18 protein-coding genes, 1 tRNA gene and 1 pseudogene are annotated in these 15,917 nt (G+C 63.5%); 10 read left to right on the forward strand and 10 right to left on the reverse strand.

Annotated features, from left to right (window positions below):
• The first annotated feature begins 72 nt into the window (after positions 1-72).
• Positions 73-2,001, forward strand: coding sequence for a leucine-rich repeat domain-containing protein (locus AC066S_RS03085; protein ID WP_478268877.1), 1,929 nt, complete (start codon positions 73-75; stop codon positions 1,999-2,001).
• 34 nt (positions 2,002-2,035) lie between these two features.
• Positions 2,036-2,421: pseudogene (locus AC066S_RS03090) on the forward strand (DCC1-like thiol-disulfide oxidoreductase family protein).
• Positions 2,422-2,440: 19 nt separating this feature from the next.
• Here AC066S_RS03090 and AC066S_RS03095 read toward each other — a convergent pair.
• From AC066S_RS03095 to AC066S_RS03105, 3 genes are all read right to left on the reverse strand, one after another.
• Positions 2,441-2,677, reverse strand: coding sequence for a hypothetical protein (locus tag AC066S_RS03095; protein ID WP_126259149.1), 237 nt, complete (start codon positions 2,675-2,677; stop codon positions 2,441-2,443).
• Between the two features lie 490 nt (positions 2,678-3,167).
• A complete protein-coding gene (locus AC066S_RS03100) occupies positions 3,168-3,509 on the reverse strand; it encodes a hypothetical protein (protein WP_478268878.1) in 342 nt (113 codons plus the stop codon).
• A gap of 224 nt (positions 3,510-3,733) precedes the next feature.
• Positions 3,734-4,261 carry a hypothetical protein gene (locus AC066S_RS03105; protein ID WP_126259151.1) on the reverse strand — a complete coding sequence of 176 codons (528 nt, stop codon included), beginning with the start codon at positions 4,259-4,261 and terminating at the stop codon, positions 3,734-3,736.
• 160 nt (positions 4,262-4,421) lie between these two features.
• On the opposite strand from AC066S_RS03105, the gene AC066S_RS03110 reads away from it, so the two are divergent.
• Positions 4,422-5,228 carry a lytic murein transglycosylase gene (locus AC066S_RS03110; protein WP_478268879.1) on the forward strand — a complete coding sequence of 269 codons (807 nt, stop codon included), beginning with the start codon at positions 4,422-4,424 and terminating at the stop codon, positions 5,226-5,228.
• A 141-nt stretch (positions 5,229-5,369) separates the two neighbouring features.
• Here AC066S_RS03110 and AC066S_RS03115 read toward each other — a convergent pair whose 3' ends face one another.
• Positions 5,370-6,200, reverse strand: coding sequence for an SDR family NAD(P)-dependent oxidoreductase (locus AC066S_RS03115; RefSeq protein ID WP_478268880.1), 831 nt, complete (start codon positions 6,198-6,200; stop codon positions 5,370-5,372).
• A gap of 120 nt (positions 6,201-6,320) precedes the next feature.
• Here AC066S_RS03115 and AC066S_RS03120 point away from each other — a divergent pair, with 120 nt between their 5' ends.
• The 4 genes from AC066S_RS03120 to AC066S_RS03135 all read left to right on the forward strand — a co-directional run bounded on the left by AC066S_RS03120 (position 6,321) and on the right by AC066S_RS03135 (position 10,041).
• Complete coding sequence (locus tag AC066S_RS03120; RefSeq protein ID WP_126259154.1) at positions 6,321-6,695, forward strand: response regulator; 375 nt, start codon at positions 6,321-6,323, stop codon at positions 6,693-6,695.
• Positions 6,696-6,956: 261 nt separating this feature from the next.
• Positions 6,957-7,568, forward strand: a complete 612-nt coding sequence (locus AC066S_RS03125; RefSeq protein WP_126259155.1) for a LysE family translocator — start codon at positions 6,957-6,959, stop codon at positions 7,566-7,568.
• A gap of 594 nt (positions 7,569-8,162) precedes the next feature.
• Positions 8,163-9,380 carry a GGDEF domain-containing protein gene (locus AC066S_RS03130; protein WP_126259156.1) on the forward strand — a complete coding sequence of 406 codons (1,218 nt, stop codon included), beginning with the start codon at positions 8,163-8,165 and terminating at the stop codon, positions 9,378-9,380.
• Between the two features lie 34 nt (positions 9,381-9,414).
• Positions 9,415-10,041, forward strand: a complete 627-nt coding sequence (locus AC066S_RS03135) for a peptidoglycan recognition protein family protein (protein ID WP_478268881.1) — start codon at positions 9,415-9,417, stop codon at positions 10,039-10,041.
• Positions 10,042-10,050: 9 nt separating this feature from the next.
• Here the strand turns inward: AC066S_RS03135 and AC066S_RS03140 are convergent, their stop codons facing one another.
• The 3 genes from AC066S_RS03140 to AC066S_RS03150 form a co-directional block, all read right to left on the reverse strand.
• Complete coding sequence (locus AC066S_RS03140; protein ID WP_126259158.1) at positions 10,051-10,389, reverse strand: hypothetical protein; 339 nt, start codon at positions 10,387-10,389, stop codon at positions 10,051-10,053.
• 337 nt (positions 10,390-10,726) lie between these two features.
• The gene (gene rpoH, locus AC066S_RS03145; protein WP_126259159.1) at positions 10,727-11,626 is read right to left on the reverse strand and encodes an RNA polymerase sigma factor RpoH; all 900 of its coding nucleotides are present in this window, start codon (positions 11,624-11,626) and stop codon (positions 10,727-10,729) included.
• 216 nt (positions 11,627-11,842) lie between these two features.
• Entirely contained in the window at positions 11,843-12,865 is a 1,023-nt protein-coding gene (locus AC066S_RS03150; protein ID WP_478268882.1) for an RluA family pseudouridine synthase, read from the reverse strand.
• Between AC066S_RS03150 and AC066S_RS03155 the strand changes: the two genes are divergently transcribed.
• The 3 genes from AC066S_RS03155 to AC066S_RS03165 all read left to right on the forward strand — a co-directional run bounded on the left by AC066S_RS03155 (position 12,864) and on the right by AC066S_RS03165 (position 13,936).
• On the forward strand, positions 12,864-13,208 hold the full coding sequence (locus AC066S_RS03155; protein WP_478268883.1) for a hypothetical protein: 345 nt from the start codon (positions 12,864-12,866) through the stop codon (positions 13,206-13,208). The genes AC066S_RS03150 and AC066S_RS03155 overlap by 2 nt on opposite strands.
• Positions 13,209-13,265: 57 nt before the next feature.
• Positions 13,266-13,340: transfer RNA gene (locus AC066S_RS03160), tRNA-Glu, on the forward strand.
• Positions 13,341-13,402: 62 nt separating this feature from the next.
• The gene (locus AC066S_RS03165; RefSeq protein WP_478268884.1) at positions 13,403-13,936 is read left to right on the forward strand and encodes a 2'-5' RNA ligase family protein; all 534 of its coding nucleotides are present in this window, start codon (positions 13,403-13,405) and stop codon (positions 13,934-13,936) included.
• Positions 13,937-13,997: 61 nt separating this feature from the next.
• Here the strand turns inward: AC066S_RS03165 and AC066S_RS03170 are convergent, their stop codons facing one another.
• From AC066S_RS03170 to AC066S_RS03180, 3 genes are all read right to left on the reverse strand, one after another.
• Entirely contained in the window at positions 13,998-14,981 is a 984-nt protein-coding gene (locus tag AC066S_RS03170; protein WP_478268885.1) for an alpha/beta hydrolase, read from the reverse strand.
• Between the two features lie 78 nt (positions 14,982-15,059).
• A complete protein-coding gene (locus tag AC066S_RS03175; RefSeq protein WP_478268886.1) occupies positions 15,060-15,608 on the reverse strand; it encodes a hypothetical protein in 549 nt (182 codons plus the stop codon).
• Entirely contained in the window at positions 15,605-15,901 is a 297-nt protein-coding gene (locus tag AC066S_RS03180) for a HigA family addiction module antitoxin (RefSeq protein WP_126259163.1), read from the reverse strand. The genes AC066S_RS03175 and AC066S_RS03180 overlap by 4 nt, the downstream gene beginning before the upstream one ends.
• Positions 15,902-15,917: the final 16 nt, after the last annotated feature.

Below are 15,917 nucleotides of genomic sequence, written 5' to 3' on the forward strand. Positions count from 1 at the left end.
ATTCTCTGTCTCAATCCTTAGTTGCGATTAAATTATCTACAGCTGTTAGGCATTAAAAAAAGAAAGCTATTTATGGCGAAACGGCGTACTGCTCAAGAAATCCATGCTGCCGCAGAAGAAAAAGCCGCACGAGCACGAGATCGTCGCGCAAAACACTTGAGCTTAGGAGAGCGTCGTCGCTCTCTGAGGCAACTGCCATCTCTCGCTGGGCTTTCCTTCCTAAGGTCGTTGAATCTAATCGACACGGGAATCTCCGACCTGTCACCGCTTGCTGATGTGCCGCAACTAACTTCGTTGGATTTGTCGCGAACACCGGTTTGGGATGTTGCGCCACTAGCTTCGTTGAAAGATTTGGAGGTCTTGATCCTGAACGATACCAACGTTTCAGACATCGGCGCGCTGGCGCAATTGAAAAAGCTTAAGAGGATATCTCTCCGCGGAAGCGCGGTAGCTGATCTAGGTCCGTTGGCAAATTTATCGGAGATTGAAAATATATCCACGGGAAGTTCAATAAACGATCTGGTGCCGATTAGCTCTATGTCGAAATTACGGGTGCTCGATTTGGAAGGCGCCGCTGTATCAGATCTGGCTCCAATTCGCAGCTTACCCAATCTAATTCAGTTAAATGCTGCTAGAACGCAAGTGATGGATGTCTCTCCTCTGAGGAGCTTGCCTCGCCTTGAATCTCTATCCTTGAGTTCAACCCGCGTGGAAGATGTGTCTCCTCTCTCGCAAGTTCGTAACCTAACGGCAATTGACCTTACATCCACCAGGGTCTCAAACATTGAGAGTCTTGCCAAGTTAACCAAACTTGCGATGCTTCATCTCAACTCATCGCAAGTGACTGATCTGCGGCCTTTGGCCAATTCGATTTCGCTGATCGTGGGGGCGCGTTCCAGAATTTATTACTTTTTTGGGGCTGATTATCGCCTTCTTGCGCCCGGTCTATCTTACGCGAAATGCCCTATCACCGATCCGGCGCTCGTTGCACTATCAAGGGTGCACGATGGAGAGCAGCGTACTTTCCAGACTATTTCGTACCTTCGGCAACAACTAAACCTACCCCCGTTAACGGAATCGGACATTCCTCAGAGCGGTAACGCTGGTTCAGTAAACCCAGGCGCATTTCAACGACTGCGTCCGGTTGACAATATCGCGTCTCCTTTTGCTTTCAATCTTTCATCCAACGGCAGTATCACGCTTGTTGGAAGCCCCGCAAATACGCCGCTCTTTCCGATTGCTGCCAGTGAACGACATCATGCGGATCGTCTTGACGTTTGCAGGGTCCTTGCAGAAGACCTCATCTCGGATCTGAAATCGAATAAATTCCAAGCTAGGTCTGAATATCATCAGACATTGGAACGCTATGAGTCGAGACTGCCGTCGGGTCCGAAGGACGGCAATATTCTACTAGCGGACGCAGAAGCGAGGACGTTGCGAAATTTGTTCGCAGCTGAAGTGGAGTTTCTTTCCGTTGCTTTTTCGTCAAAGCTGAAAACGTTTCTCGAACAGCATATGGGATTGCGGGTCTTTTATCCTGAATTGACGCACTTCTATCGTGACGTCCAGTCGGGCCGTATTGACCTACCTTTACCTCTTGATGCCGTTGATGCCTTTATAGAAGGAGTGAAAGCGCATACGCCGGAAGTATTCGATGTATCAGTATCAGACGCCATTCAGGAGAGCGTTGAGCAGCCATACAGCCCCGATCGGCCGATGGTGGCATCGCCCTCGCACCTGGATGCAAACCAGCCGACGCCGCCGAGAGACCCTCTCGGTGAGATTGATCCGCAGAGATCACGCGACTATACCTTCGCCGGTGCCGTAAACGGCGTGTGGAAGGCATTCCTGCAAGGCGAAAAGATCAATAAGGCTGTCGAGGGCTGGAAAGCCGCTGGCGATACCCTTTATCCGCCGGTGAGCCAAATCATCGGCTGGCTCAGACAATTCTTATCTTCAGGGGATGGAACTCCGCCTGTGCCACCCTCGATCGGTATATGAGTTTGCCACGCGGTACCTTGAAATCTATCATCGGATTTCCGAGGACCATCCCCACCTTACCATCTGGGACAACACTCGCTGCCCCGTCTGCGATGCCGGCACCGATTGGCAGGGCAACAAGCTGATTGCGCTGGTGCATGCGGACAGGGTCGAGTTCAGAGAGATCAACGAGCAACCAGATGCACTCGCCACTTTGGTGCTTCGCTCGACGACGTCAGGAATCGGCTGCATGCAACCGATCAGGCCGGGCGCTCATCGTCGGCGCCGATGCCTCGATCGCGCTGTGGCGATCGAGGCCGGGGGTGGGATGGCTTGCGGCGCCGTTCGGCAATCGCGCGGCGCTACCGATCCACGTGGCTCTGCTACGACCGGTTTGCCGATCTGCTGTTTGCCTGGAATAAGTGGTGCGAGCGCTGGTGAGCGCCTGCCGGCGTTAGGCCTACTTCTTCTTCGCCCCGACCCGTTCGAGCCGCTTGATCTCCAGCGTCGGCTTTCCGCTCTTCTCCGCGATCTCGCGGTCCTGCTCCATGATGAAGCCGCGCGCGGGCTCGTCGCCGTCGAGGCCGCCGAGCAGTTCTGCGGGCACGCGGCGGTTGGAGCGCTGGGAATCGTCCTCATAGACGACGTTGAAAAAGGCGAATTCGCCTTTGGGATTGGTTCCGGGTTTCTTGGCCATGGCGGCTTGTCGTCGATAGAAGCGCCGTAGTCAAATGACTTTGCGCGCCTGCGGGGTCTGTGCGGAGCGGTGGCCGCGGACCCGCTGCATCGGAGAGCCCGGTCTCATGAACGCTTCTCACGAACGCTCGCCTCAATAAACGGCGGGCCGGGCCCGCCGTTTATCTCGGGTCTTCAGTGTCGCCTGGGGCTGGCGGGGCGACAACCTAAAATAGAAGGCTATAGAAGACGCTCTGCGATGGCAAGGCAAATCAGGACGGCGTTGATGTCGCAGCGAGTCGCATCAGATATGCGTTGGCTGCGATGTGCGATGTGGCGCCCCATTGAGGCAATTGCTTGGATTGTCAAACCACTTTGTTCATCTTCGCGCCCTCACGCCGCACGCATGTGGGTCGCGCTGTTGTCGGAAGCTGCGCTGGCCTGCATGTCCTCCCGCTTGCGTGCAGATGACGTGATCGAACGCACGAAGCGAGTTCCATCGCGCGCATATCTCATTGCGTGCGCGTGCGCTGCGCCACCTCCTGCACGGCGAGCCGCGATCCGTGTCCGCCGCCTTTGCCGCTGTCCTCCTTGCGCCCCTGCGCCATGATCGCGCTGCCCATCGCAGCCGAGCCGAAGGTGATGAGGAAGGAGGCCAGCAGCAGCGCCAGCGCGATGCCGGGCGAGCTGTCGGCGAAGATCAGCTCGCGCAGATGTCCGGGATTGAGCCAGAGCAGCCCGCCGACGAGAAGCGCCGCGGCGCAGGCCCCGATCGCGAGGTTGATGGCGAGCAGGCGGAACAAGGGGATGCGGAGCAGGGAGCGGATTGGTTGAGGCTGCTGGTGGTGGGGCATGGGTGATTGCTTCATGCTGGCTGAAAACGGCGATCGCGCGACGCTAGCAGCGATATCATAGCGGCAACTCTCTCGTCCGTCATTCCGGGGCGCGACGAAGTCGCGAGCTATGGTGCGCAATTGCGCACCTGAGCATCCATTCATCCACCATCTCTGCCGCCCGATGGATTCCGGGCTCGCGCTGCGCGCGCCCCGGAATGACGAGGGGAGAGTATCGCCTCACCTCACGCCGCCGGCGCAGCCCGGCCGGCGGCCGCGCGCTGCTGCGCTGCGTGCTGGCGTTCCATCATGGTCTGCCACAGCGTTGCGATGCTCGTTTGCGTCTGCGGTGCGATCAGGCAATGGCCTTCATTGTCGAAGCCGCAGAACCGCACGAGAGGATCCTTCCTCACCTCGATCAGCGCCTGGTTGATCATCTCGAGGCAGGTGATGACCTCGCCGACTTCGTGCAGGCGGGTGTGATGCAGGATGTCCATCAGGCGGAACGTCATCACCGCGGGCTGGCCGAAGCTGATGCCGGGACGGCCGAGCTCGAGTAGCACGTTGACCGCCGGCAGCACGCCCCTGATGTGCTCGAGCACGCCGGCGACGTCCTCCACGCTGCAGGCGACGAGATGGGACGCCTGGGGCGGGATGGTTACGGGCGCGCGCGGCGCAAGCCCGAGCGAGCTGATCACCTCCTGCTCGATCCATTGCCGCACCGCTGCGGGCGCATTGCGGATCTGCTCGGCGGTCAGGGTAATTCCGGTCATGGGCGCGTCTCCTGGGCGGGCGCTGCTGTCTGCCGCAATCTAGGAAAGATAGCGTGAGACAGTTTGATGCGGATCAAGCTTGCTGCTTTGACGCTCGCTGCTTTCCCGGGCATGATCCGCGCGCTGCTTCGCGCCAGGTTTCTTTAGGGGATTGCTTCATATGCTGAGACTGCTTCTCGCCGCCGCGTCGGTGCTGTGTCTGGCCGGCGGCTCGGCGCAGGCCGCGCGCTGCGGCGGCGACTTCAACAGCTTCGTCGCGGCGATGGCGCAGGAGGCCCAGGCAGCCGGCGTCTCGGCGAGCGTGACCAACGCGGCGCTCAGCGGCGTGACTCCCGATGCTGCGGTGCTCGCCTTCGACCGCCGCCAGCGCTACACCTTCAACAAGAGCTTTGAGCAATACGTCTCGACCCGCGTCGGCCCGGGCCGCATCAATGGCGGCCGCGCGCTGCTGCAGCGCCACGCCGCGCTGCTCTCACGCATCGAGCAGCAGTTCGGCGTGCCGCGCTACATCCTGGTCGCGATCTGGGGCCTGGAGAGCGATTTCGGCAAGGGCGACATCGGCAAGATGCCGGTGGTCCGCACGCTGGCGACGCTGGCGCATGATTGCCGCCGCACCGATTTGTTCCAGGGCGAGCTGCTCGCCGCGCTGAAGATCGTGCAGCGCGGCGACCTGCCGCTGCGCGACCTCATCGGCGCCTTTGCCGGCGAGATCGGCCAGACCCAGTTCCTGCCGTCGTCCTACATCAAGTACGGCGTCGATTTCGACGGCGACGGCCATGTCGACCTCCGCCGCAGCGTCCCCGACGTGCTCGCCTCGACCGCGAACCTCCTGCACACGAGCGGCTTCAAGATGGGCCAGCCCTACGGCGAGGGCACCGCCAATTTCGAGGCGATGCGCGAGTGGAACAGGGCGGTGGTGTATCGCAAGACGATCGGCTATTTCGCGGACCGGCTGGCGGGGCAGTGAGGGCGCTGAACTCGTAGGGTGGGCAAAGGCGCACTTGCGCCGTGCCCACCATCTCGTGTCGTCGTAAGAAGTCGTGGGCATGCTTTCGCTTTGCCCACCCTACGACAGCGGAGTGCAGGTGTCGCCATCGCGTCCCTGACCTCACGTCCCCTTCGCCATCCTCTCCAGCTTCCGTTGCAGCGGCGCCCAATAGGTGCCCGGACGGAAGCGCTGCAGCAGGTCCATGAAGCGGGCGTCGTTGCCGATCAGGATGCGCGGCGCGTTGCTCTCGATGCCCTTGATGATGCGCAGCGCGGCGTCCTTCGGCGTGGTCCTGGCCGCGTTCTCGAACCGCTCGATCGACTGCGCGCGGCGGGCATTGTCGGTGATGCCGACGCCGGTGCGGGAATTGCGCGCGATCGCGGTGGCGACGCCGCCGGGATGCACGACCGACAGCCTGACCGGGCTGCCCGCGACGCTGAGCTCATGCCGCACGCTCTCGGAAAAGCCGCGCACCGCGAACTTCGCCGCCGCATAGGCCGATTGTCCGGGCGGGGCGATGATGCCGAAGATCGAGGAGAGGTTGACGATATGCGCCTCGCTCCTGGTCTTCAGATGCGGCAGGAAGGCGCGCGTGCCGTGCACCACGCCCCAGAAATTGATGTCGAACAGCCAGTCCATCTGCGCCTGGTCGATCTCCTCGAACAAGCCCATCAGCGCCACCCCGGCATTGTTGACGACGATGCCGAGCTCCGGATGCGCGGAAATCGCCTCGGCTGCGAACTGTGCGATATCGGCGGGCTCTCCGACGTCGACGCGATGGACGCTGACCTTGCGGCCGCGCCCGATCTCCGCAGCAACCGTCTTCAGCCCGGCCTCGTCGCGATCGGCGAGCGCGAGATCGCAGCCGCGCCGCGCAAGCTCGATGGCCAGCGCCCGGCCGATGCCGCTGGCCGCTCCCGTGATGGCGGCGGCGCCGCGAATTGCTGTCATGATGTTCCCCGTCGATCTCCCGCAGATGGAACTATGCTTTACATTTTTTCATAATGGAACCGAACTCGACGCGAATTTTCTCCTTAACATACGTTACGCAAGCGAGCATTGGAGACGCCGATGGGACAAGCGCAACCATTCCCCGCCACCGCGCTGATCGTGGAAGACGACGTCATGCAACGCGAGATGCTGTGTCTTCTGCTGGAAGAGAGCGGCTACCAGGTGATCCAATGCGAGAGCGCCGAGGCCGCCGAGCGCGTGCTCGAGAAGAGCGCCGGCGCGCTCTGCCTGATGATGACCGACGTGCAGCTTGCCGGCCGCATGAACGGGGTCGAGCTCGCCCATGTCGCCAAGGACCGCAATCCCAGGCTCGACGTCGTCGTCACCTCCGGCCGCCCGCTGATGCAGCCCTTGCCCCAGGGTGCGAAGTTCTGGGCCAAACCCTGGGCGCCGCTCGACGTGCTGCGCGAAGCCGAACTCGCGCAGCTGTCCTGACCCTCCTCGACCCGTCATCCTGAGGTGCGCGCGCTGCGGCGCGATAGCGCCGTGGCGCAAGCCTCGAAGGATGCGCGGCCCCGATGCAGCCGGGCCGTCGCCCTTCGAGGCTTGCTCTGCAGCGCTGCGCGCAGCAGAGCGCGCACCTCAGGGTGACGGTGTCAAAATTGCTTTGTTTGCGGGACAGGACAGTTCTCAGCCCGCGTTCTTGAGGTCGAGACCTCGCTTTCTCACCCCGAGGCGGGCTGCTAAGGTCCGGCCATGTCCTGGTCCTTCCTGCTCACCTCGCTCATCGTCGTCGCCTCGCCCGGCACCGGCGTGCTCTACACGCTGGCTGCGGCGCTGACGCGCGGCTCGCGCGCCAGCCTCGCCGCCGCCTTCGGTTGCACGCTCGGGATCGTGCCGCATATGTGTGCCGCGATGCTGGGGCTCGCCGCCGTGCTCCACACCAGCGCGCTCGCCTTCGCCGCGCTGAAATGGGGCGGCGTCGCCTATCTGCTCTACATGTCCTGGCAGGCGTTGCGTGAGAGCGGGGCACTTTCTGTCGAGGCGGGCATCCGTGAGCGTTCGAGCGGCCGCGTCGTCGTCACCGGCTTTCTGATCAACATCCTCAATCCCAAGCTGTCGATCTTCTTCCTCGCCTTCCTGCCGCAGTTCATCGCCGCGGACGAGGCCCATGTGCTGGCGCGCATGCTGGAATTGAGCGGCGCCTTCATGGCGATGACCTTCGCGGTGTTCGTCGTCTACGGCCTCTGCGCCGCCTCGGTGCGCGAGCGCGTCATCTCCCGCCCGCGCGTCATGGCCTGGCTGCGCCGCAGCTTCGCCGCCGGTTTTGCCGCACTCGGCGCCAAGCTTGCGTTTGCGGAGCGGTAGCCCTCCGGCCAAACAAAAAGCGGGCTCGCGCCCGCCACATCAAAAACCTTCAACCTGACCCGACGCCCGGGCGGAGCGAGGCTCCACCCGGGCAAAGAACAAGCCTCGTTACTTCTTCTTCGCCTTCTTGGCCTTCTTCGCCTTCTTCTTCGTCGCCTTCTTCGCTTTCTTAGCCATAGGATCCTCTTAAGGGTTAATGGTGAAACGCGACACGAGGGATGCTCGGCGGAGGGCCAGCCTCGCAACATCCTCGACGACAAACTCAGCAGATTCGCAGCTCTCTGCCCCGCGCTGTCACATCCATGTCATCGCGTTATCCACAGCTCAGATGCATTTTCAGGTGATTTTGCCGCGCGAATCCGCTTCGCGGCCCCGCCGCGGCGCGGCCCACGCGTCTGCGGCAGGGCTTGATTAACGATGCCGGAGGCCGCTCGCGGGATTCATCAATCCAAAACCAACGCCGGAGTTTGCGCGATTGCGGTGAGACTCCATTAAGCGCGTCGCGCGCATGATCCTCCGCAAGAACACGGGGGCGGGTATGTACGGACGTTTGCCAAACGAAGAGGGCGGGACCATGCGCGTCCCGCAGTCGCCATGCTGAGCGTGCCGACACTCTGGACCGTCATCGTCATCAACTTCCTGGCGCTGGGCATGGTGTGGGCCTATGTGGCGCGCGCCTATCCCAAATTCGAGGCGGCGCGGTACTGGACGGCGGCCGCGGTGCTGGCCGCATCGGGCGCGGCGATCTCAATGCTGCGCGACGTGATGGACCCGCGCCTTCCGCTGATCGGCGGCGGCGGCATCATGATCTTTTCGTCCTGGCTCGCCTGCATGGGTGTGGCGCGGTTCTATCACCGGCCGGTATCCTGGCCGGCCGCCATCGTCAGTTCGCTGCTCTGCACCGCCGGGCTCGCGTTCTTCCTGGTCGTCGTCGACAACATGCCGATGCGGGTCGTGATCTACTCGCTGGGCCAATCGACCCCGATCCTGCTGACGCTGCCGCTGCTGATCGGCGAGCAGAACGGCCGGGAGAACCCCGGCGCCCGGCTCGCTGCGATCGTGGGATTTCTGTTGCTGTCGATTCACGCCGTCCGCTCCGGTGCGGCGCTGCTCGGCTATGGCGGCGCCATCACGGCGATCAACTTCAACGGCTTGCAGTCCATCATGATCCTGCTCCTGGTGTTTCTGGCCATGGGCTGGAATTTCGCCTGCCTGCTGATGGCGATCGAGCGGCTGCGCAACGAGGTCGCCGACCTCGCGCTGCTCGACGATCTCACCGGCGTCGCCAACCGGCGGCATCTGTTGCAGCGCCTGACCGAGGAATGCGCCCGCTCCGAGCGCAGTCATCGGCCGTTCGCGCTGCTGGTGATCGATCTCGACGGCTTCAAGACCATCAACGACACCCACGGCCATGCCGCCGGCGATGCCTGCCTGAAGCACTTCACCCTGATGGCGCAGACGCGGCTTCGGCCCGGCGACATGCTGGCCCGCACCGGCGGCGACGAGTTCTGCGTCGTGCTGCCGTCCTCGTCCCTGCGCGAGGCCGCGGTGATCGCCCGCCGCGTGCTCGAGGTCTGCCGCCAGGATGCCGAGGCCTGCACCGGCAACGACATCCCGATCGCGATCTCGATCGGCGTCGCGCAGTGGGATCACGGCATCGGCGCGTTCCCGGACCGCCTGATGGCCAATGCCGACCACGCGCTCTACGCCGCCAAGAAGAACGGCAAGAACGACTTTGCCGTCTACGATCCGGCGCCGCCGCTATCGCCCGAGCCGACCGGCTCGCGCGAGGCCTCGCGCTATTTCGCCTGAGGCCGTGCTAGATTGCGGTCCCCGTCGGACCCGCATGATGATTGCTCGCCTGCTCGCGGCCGCTCTCGCCGCTCTCTGTCTGATCGTCCCCGCCAATGCCGAGGACGCCGAACCGACAAAACTCGCGCGCGCCTCCGGCACGCCCGAGATTCCCGGCCTGAAGATTGTCTGGCTGGCGCCGTGGGGTGACGTCCGCGACGCAAGGCCCTGGCGCAACATCATCGTGCACCAGACCGAAGGGCCGGCGGGCTCGGCGCGCGGCGGCGCGCAGGCGCAGGCGAAGGCCCCGACGCGCCGCGGCGTCACGGTGTGGGTCGAGACCGACGGCACGGTCTATTGGGCGGTCGCCGAAAACCTGGTGCCGACCCATGGCGACGGCGCCAACCGCAACGACAACAAGTACATCGACAACCGCTCGACCTACCGCCAGGTCGTGCGCGACAATTCGATCGGCGTCGAGTTCGCCGGCAATTTTCCCGACGTCGCCGCAGGTCCAACCGAGGCGCAGGTCGCAGCGTGGAAGATCCTGGTGAGGGTGCTGCGCACGCGCTACGACATTCCCCTCGACCGCGTCTATGCGCACAACTGGATCGACTACAAGGACGCGCGCTATTGCGAAGGCTGCTGGCTCGCGACCCTGGCGCGGATGTGGGGGGAGTGACGGCGGAGCTCACACCGCCTGCGACATCCAGCCGAACAGCCGCGCCATCAGTCCCGGCCGGCGCGGCAACTCCGGCTCGTCCACGGCCAGCACGCGCTTCAAGAAATAATCCAGGAACACCATGTCGTTCGGCTCGGTGACGGTGAACGATTCCTCGCCGAAGAACACGCTGTAGCTGTAGAAGAACGGGCCCATCAGCGGGATCGTCGCCGTGCCGGCATAATCCTTCGAGATCACGAACTCAGACGGCTCCAGGCCGTGCTCGCGCATCGCCTGCTCGACCAGCGGCAGCTTGCGGATGAACTGGGCCGAGAAGCCGCCGACGGTGGATTGCAGAATGATCGACACGGCGCTTGTCCACTCGCTGCTATCGGTCCGATCATTCTGGGTCGGTCGATTGGCAGCGCGGGTTCAAGGCGCGGGCCGGTTCTATGACGGCGAACCACAACCACCGCTGTCATCGCCCGGCTCGACCGGGCGATCCAGTATTCCAGAGGTGTGCGTTGAAGATCTCGCTGCCGCTACGGGGGCCGCGGCGTGCTGGATGCCCCGGTCAAGCCGGGGCATGACAGCGAGGGTGGGCGGGCTTCGCGTACGATGCTCATCCCCACAAACAAAAAGCCGGCGTCGCCGCCGGCTTTCTGTCTTTCGATCCGCCAATCTCTCTGTCGCGGCGAAGTCCCGCTTAATGCGCGGCTTCCAGCGCGGCCTGTTCCGCCCTTGCGATCGTGCCCTTGACCGCGGACTGCACCTTCTCGAAGGCGCGGACCTCGATCTGGCGGACGCGCTCGCGCGACACGCCGAACTCGGCGGCAAGGTCTTCCAGCGTCATCGGCTCATCGGCGAGGCGTCGGGCCTCGAAGATGCGGCGTTCGCGCGGGTTGAGCACGCCCATGGCGCCGTTCAGCGCCTCGCGGCGGTGATCGTACTCCTCGTGCTCCGCCATCATGGCTTCCTGGTTGGGCGTGTTGTCGACCAGCCAGTCCTGCCATTCGCCGGCCTCGCCGTCGTCGCGGATCGGCGCGTTGAGCGACGCGTCGCCACCGAGGCGGCGGTTCATGTCGATCACGTCCTGATCGGTGACGCCGAGGCGCTTGGCAATGACCTTCACCTGGTCGGGGCGGAGATCGCCCTCGTCCAGCGCGTTGATCTTGCTCTTCGCCTTGCGCAGGTTGAAGAACAGCTTCTTCTGGTTCGCGGTGGTGCCCATCTTCACGAGCGACCAGGAACGCAGGATGTACTCTTGAATCGACGCCTTGATCCACCACATGGCGTAGGTGGCGAGACGGAACCCCTTCTCGGGTTCGAAACGCTTCACCGCCTGCATCAGGCCGACATTGCCTTCCGAGACGACCTCGGAGATCGGCAAGCCGTAGCCGCGATAGCCCATGGCGATCTTGGCCACGAGCCGGAGATGGCTGGTGACGAGTTGGTGCGCCGCGTCGCGATCGTCATGCTCGCGCCAACGCTTGGCGAGCATGTATTCCTGCTGGGGTTCCAGCATCGGGAATTTGCGGATCTCGGCGAGGTAGCGAGATAGGCCGGATTCTCCATTGAGGACCGGCAAAGCAGCGGTACGGGCCATAGTGCGCCCTCCAAAGGTTCAGGCCCCCGATAGCGGCGGGCCAGGCAGACGACCGCTGTGTCAAAGCCGGCCGGGCTGCGATGTTCCGCGTCGGTCATTCCAACGCAGGCGCAATATACTCCATCGGGGGGCAAAAAGGGAAGGATTGCTGACGTCACGTCCCCGTGTGGCAGCTATAACTTTTTGTAATGTAACGACTTTCTTAAAACGGCTGCGTCATAGCGCCGCTTTCAGGGTGCCCTGGAGGAGAAGCAAATCCTCCGGTAGAGGCGCCTCCCAGTGCAGTAATTCTCCCGTCCTCGGGTGCTCCAATACCAGCAGGTAAGCGTGGAGCGCCTGCCGTCCGAGCGCGGCGAGGGCGGCTTGCGACTCGGGGCTGAGCTGGTTCGCCTTGGTCTTGAAGTGCGGGCCATAGACCGCATCCCCCATCAGGGGATGGCCGATATGAGCGAGATGGACGCGGATCTGGTGGGTGCGTCCGGTCTCGAGCTCGCAGGCGAGCAGCGACGCCACGCCCTTGCCGTCGCGCCCGGCAAAGCTCTCCAAAATTTCCCAATGCGTCACCGCCTCGCGGCCGCCCTGGCGCACCGCCATCTTCTCGCGCGCATGCGGATGGCGGTCGATCGGCGCATCGACGGTGCCGCGGTGGCGGCCGGGCACGCCCCAGGCAAAGGCCATGTAGCCGCGCCGCATCTCGCCGGTGCGGCCGTGATCGGCGAACTGGGCCGACAGCGAGGCGTGGGCCATGTCGTTCTTGGCGACCACCATCAGCCCCGTGGTGTCCTTGTCGAGCCGGTGCACGATGCCGGGCCGGCGCACCCCGCCGATGCCCGAGAGCGAAGCGCCGCAATGGGCGATCAGGGCGTTGACCAGCGTGCCGGTCTCGTGGCCGGCGGCGGGGTGCACCACCAGCCCCTTCGGCTTGTTGATCACGACGATGTCGTCGTCCTCGAACACGATGTCGAGGGCGATTTCCTCGCCCTTGGGCTCGGCGGGCGCCGCCTCCGGCACGTCGATTGTGATCGTATCGCCGGATGCGACGTGATAAGCGGGGTCGCGGACCGGGGCCGCCTTCAGGCTCACCGCTCCCGCCAGGATCAGGGTTTTGAGCCTTGATCGCGACAGCTCCGGCAGGCGCGCCGCCAACACGCGGTCGAGCCGGGCCGAGCCCTCGTCGCCGGCGACCACGACCTCTAACCTCTGCGCTAAACCAAGACCCTTGGGGCCAAGACTTTCCATGACGACGTCAGATACCGCTGTTCCCGAACCGACCCCCGAGCAGGCCGCGCTGTTCGCGCGGGTGCGGCGGATGATGCTGATCGCGGGGTTGACCACGGCGCTGGCGATCTGCGCCGTTTTGATCGCGGTGGGCTACCGCCTTTTCAAGTCGGAGGGAAGGGCGACCGAGCCGGCCGGCGACGTCACCGCCACCCTGCCCAAGGGCGCCAGGATCGTCTCGACCGGGGTTGCGGGCGACCGGCTCGTGGTCACGCTGGATCTCGGCGGGGTCATCGAGATCCGGACCTTCGATGCCCATAGCCTGAAGCCCGCCGGACGGCTGAAATTCGCCAATGAGCCTTAAAAGGCCCGTCGGGGTCCTTGCGGCGGACAAATTTCGAGGCTATTGGCTAGCCCTCACGCTCCCTTCGTCTAGCGGTTAGGACGCGGCCCTCTCAAGGCTGAAACAGGGGTTCGATTCCCCTAGGGAGCGCCATTGTCTTCAACCCAGCCCTTCCCCTGATCTCGATTTGATTGTTCCACCCCTTGGGTGAACCTGTGGCATTGGCAATCAATATCCGGGCCGACAACGAGTCAGCCGGCGAGATCGAGCGGCTGTGGGATCAGGTTGCCGTGTTCGAGGTCGAGGCCTCGATGCGCGCCCTCGGCTATCGTCCCCATTTTACATTTGCCATCTACGACTCGCCGGCGGTTGACGAGAAGGTTGCGTGGGACGCGATGCTGGCAGCTGTTGCCGGCGAGACGCAACTGCGGATCGAGTTCAAGCGAATTCGCTGGTTCGAAGGTTCTCCGCTCGTTCTCTGGGCGGAGCCGGAGGCCAATGAAACCCTGGCTCGCATCCATGCCGCCATCAGCGCGGCAATCGATCCAGCGCATTGTCGTCCTCATTACCGGCCCGGCGCCTGGACCCCCCATTGCACGCTCGGCACCGCCGTTGCCGATGAGCGGCGCGATGAGGCGATTGCCTTTGCACGCGCGTTTGATCGCAACATCGAAGTGCTGTTCGACGTGGCGGATTGCGTCGTCTTTCCTCCGGTGCGGATCATCGCCGAACGGAGATTGCCGCAATAGTTGGTGGTCGCTTCGGCGTCATTGATTGCAATGCATCAATTGGCGCCCCACCGCCGCCCTCTCACGCCGTCGTCCCGTCGATGGATCGCCGGATCACCTGCTGCACTTGCCCATTCGACAGGAACAGATCGTGGTTGACGATGCCCCAGCCTTCCGCTGACGCATCAATCACGCGCACGCCGAGCCGCGCGATAGTGGCCTTCTCGGCGGCGCCGACCCTGGTCATGCCGCCTGCGAGCTGTCCCGACAGCGCCAGTGCGCGGTCGTTGGTCGCGGCGATCACGGTGATCTTGCCGGCCAGCGGGCCGATGCGCTGGACCGCCGAGGAGAACACGTCCATGTCGATGTCGGGGGCGGCAAACACCACCGCGCCGATCTTGCTGGTGACCGTCTCGCCGTATCGCGCATGGAGCTGGCGCAGACTTTCGAGCGTCAGCATGGTTCCCATGCTGTGCGCAACGATGTGCACGCGGCCCGTCCCCGGCGCCGACACCAGCGTCGAGAGCACCCGTTCGAAATCGTCGCGCGACCACATCGCGCTGTCGCGGTCATAGGCGTAGTCGAACAGCCCGGCCTTGGAGGGCCAGGCGAACACCATGGTGCGGCCGCGGAACTTGATCGCATCGGAGAGGTAGGCGCCATCCAGCACCGCCGTCTCGAACGTCTGCTTGAAGCCATGCACATAGATCAGCACGTCGCCTCCGCCGGCCTGCGCGGCGAGGTCGCCGGCGTCGGCCGGCACCGGTTCGATCCGATCAAGACGCCAGCTGCCAAGTCCGACCGAGGCGAGCGACAGGCGGCTCTCGTCGGGCGCCACCAGCTTGGCCCGCGCGACCGTCATGCTCGTTGCGCGCTCCGGCCCGAACCAGGGTTTGGCGCGAGCACCATTCACGGGCTTGCGCGTGGTGGCGACAAGCAATGTGGAGTCGACGGAGAGCGACGAGGCGTCGAAGCGCGCGCCGGTCGCACCCAAGCCGGCGCATCCGCCGAGCGCGAGGGCGCTCCCTGTCGACAGAAGTCCGCCGAGGAAAGCGCGGCGCGACATGGAATGGTCGCGTTGCGGAAGATCTTGGACGATCACACGGAACCTTTGGGAACTTTGCCCACCTTAATGCCGCCCCGCCTAGTCCCTGAATGACAATGGGGGCGAGAAGACGGCGAAGGAGCCTTGCGTACCTCGTGACGTTCGAACGCGTGCCAGGTCAGTCGGCGATTTCGATGGAATGGAGCTCGCACCAATTGCGCAACGCCCGCTCTGTCGCCTCATTCTCGAAGGCATGCCAGCGCTCGATCGATCTTCGCGGGCTAGCAGGGACTTGAATTTCGGGTAAGCGCCGCGCTTCCTGAAGAAATGGCAGACGTCGTCGAAATCATCAGGCAGGAACTCGCGGACAAAGGCCAGCGCCAGGGGCTTGCCGAGGCCGAGATCTCGTTTGTCCGGGAGCGGGAGATATTTCTCCCGGTCGTCGATGTCATCAGGTAGTTCGTCGTTGAACTCTTCCCCGTCCATGAAGTCGGTCTGATAGAAGATATTTCCGGTCTGTTTGCAGACGAAGGCGCGAAACTCCCCCATGTCGCCGTTGGTGTTGGCGAACTCGACGCTGTGATGATGTCTTGGAACTTCGCGGGCATCGGACTTGGCTCCAAATCGCCGCAACTGCGGCCCCCTCAAGCCGCCTCGTAAGACGCGATTTTCCTGATCTGAGGTGCGAGCACGTCTTCCGCCGTTTCGAGGTCGAAACGGGTCTGGATGTTCATCCAGAACGCCGCGCCGGTCTTGAAGAATTTTCCCAGCCGCAGCGCGGTGTCGGCCGTGACGGGCTTTTCTTCGCGCGCAATGCGCTCGATCCGGGTGCGCGGCACGTTCAGCGCGGCCGCGACCGCGTAGGGGGTCAGCTTGAGCGGAACGAGAAATTCTTCGCGCAGGATTTCGCCGGGATGAATCGGCGGAAGTCTCCTTGCCATCTGCGAACTCCTTTTT

The sequence above is a fragment of the Bradyrhizobium sp. CFUWI genome (genome assembly GCF_056429085.1).

Excerpts from the sequence above, each read along its gene's own strand:
- AC066S_RS03115 (WP_478268880.1), bottom strand. The coding sequence starts at position 6,200 with ATGACAGCAATTCGCGGCGCCGCCGCCATCACGGGAGCGGCCAGCGGC.
- AC066S_RS03095 (WP_126259149.1), bottom strand. The coding sequence starts at position 2,677 with ATGGCCAAGAAACCCGGAACCAATCCCAAAGGCGAATTCGCCTTTTTC.
- AC066S_RS03130 (WP_126259156.1), top strand. The coding sequence starts at position 8,163 with ATGCTGAGCGTGCCGACACTCTGGACCGTCATCGTCATCAACTTCCTG.
- AC066S_RS03155 (WP_478268883.1), top strand. The coding sequence starts at position 12,864 with ATGACGACGTCAGATACCGCTGTTCCCGAACCGACCCCCGAGCAGGCC.
- AC066S_RS03110 (WP_478268879.1), top strand. The coding sequence starts at position 4,422 with ATGCTGAGACTGCTTCTCGCCGCCGCGTCGGTGCTGTGTCTGGCCGGC.
- rpoH (WP_126259159.1), bottom strand. The coding sequence starts at position 11,626 with ATGGCCCGTACCGCTGCTTTGCCGGTCCTCAATGGAGAATCCGGCCTA.
- AC066S_RS03135 (WP_478268881.1), top strand. The coding sequence starts at position 9,415 with ATGATGATTGCTCGCCTGCTCGCGGCCGCTCTCGCCGCTCTCTGTCTG.
- AC066S_RS03105 (WP_126259151.1), bottom strand. The coding sequence starts at position 4,261 with ATGACCGGAATTACCCTGACCGCCGAGCAGATCCGCAATGCGCCCGCA.
- AC066S_RS03100 (WP_478268878.1), bottom strand. The coding sequence starts at position 3,509 with ATGCCCCACCACCAGCAGCCTCAACCAATCCGCTCCCTGCTCCGCATC.
- AC066S_RS03170 (WP_478268885.1), bottom strand. The coding sequence starts at position 14,981 with ATGTCGCGCCGCGCTTTCCTCGGCGGACTTCTGTCGACAGGGAGCGCC.
- AC066S_RS03125 (WP_126259155.1), top strand. The coding sequence starts at position 6,957 with ATGTCCTGGTCCTTCCTGCTCACCTCGCTCATCGTCGTCGCCTCGCCC.
- AC066S_RS03150 (WP_478268882.1), bottom strand. The coding sequence starts at position 12,865 with ATGGAAAGTCTTGGCCCCAAGGGTCTTGGTTTAGCGCAGAGGTTAGAG.
- AC066S_RS03180 (WP_126259163.1), bottom strand. The coding sequence starts at position 15,901 with ATGGCAAGGAGACTTCCGCCGATTCATCCCGGCGAAATCCTGCGCGAA.
- AC066S_RS03120 (WP_126259154.1), top strand. The coding sequence starts at position 6,321 with ATGGGACAAGCGCAACCATTCCCCGCCACCGCGCTGATCGTGGAAGAC.
- AC066S_RS03085 (WP_478268877.1), top strand. The coding sequence starts at position 73 with ATGGCGAAACGGCGTACTGCTCAAGAAATCCATGCTGCCGCAGAAGAA.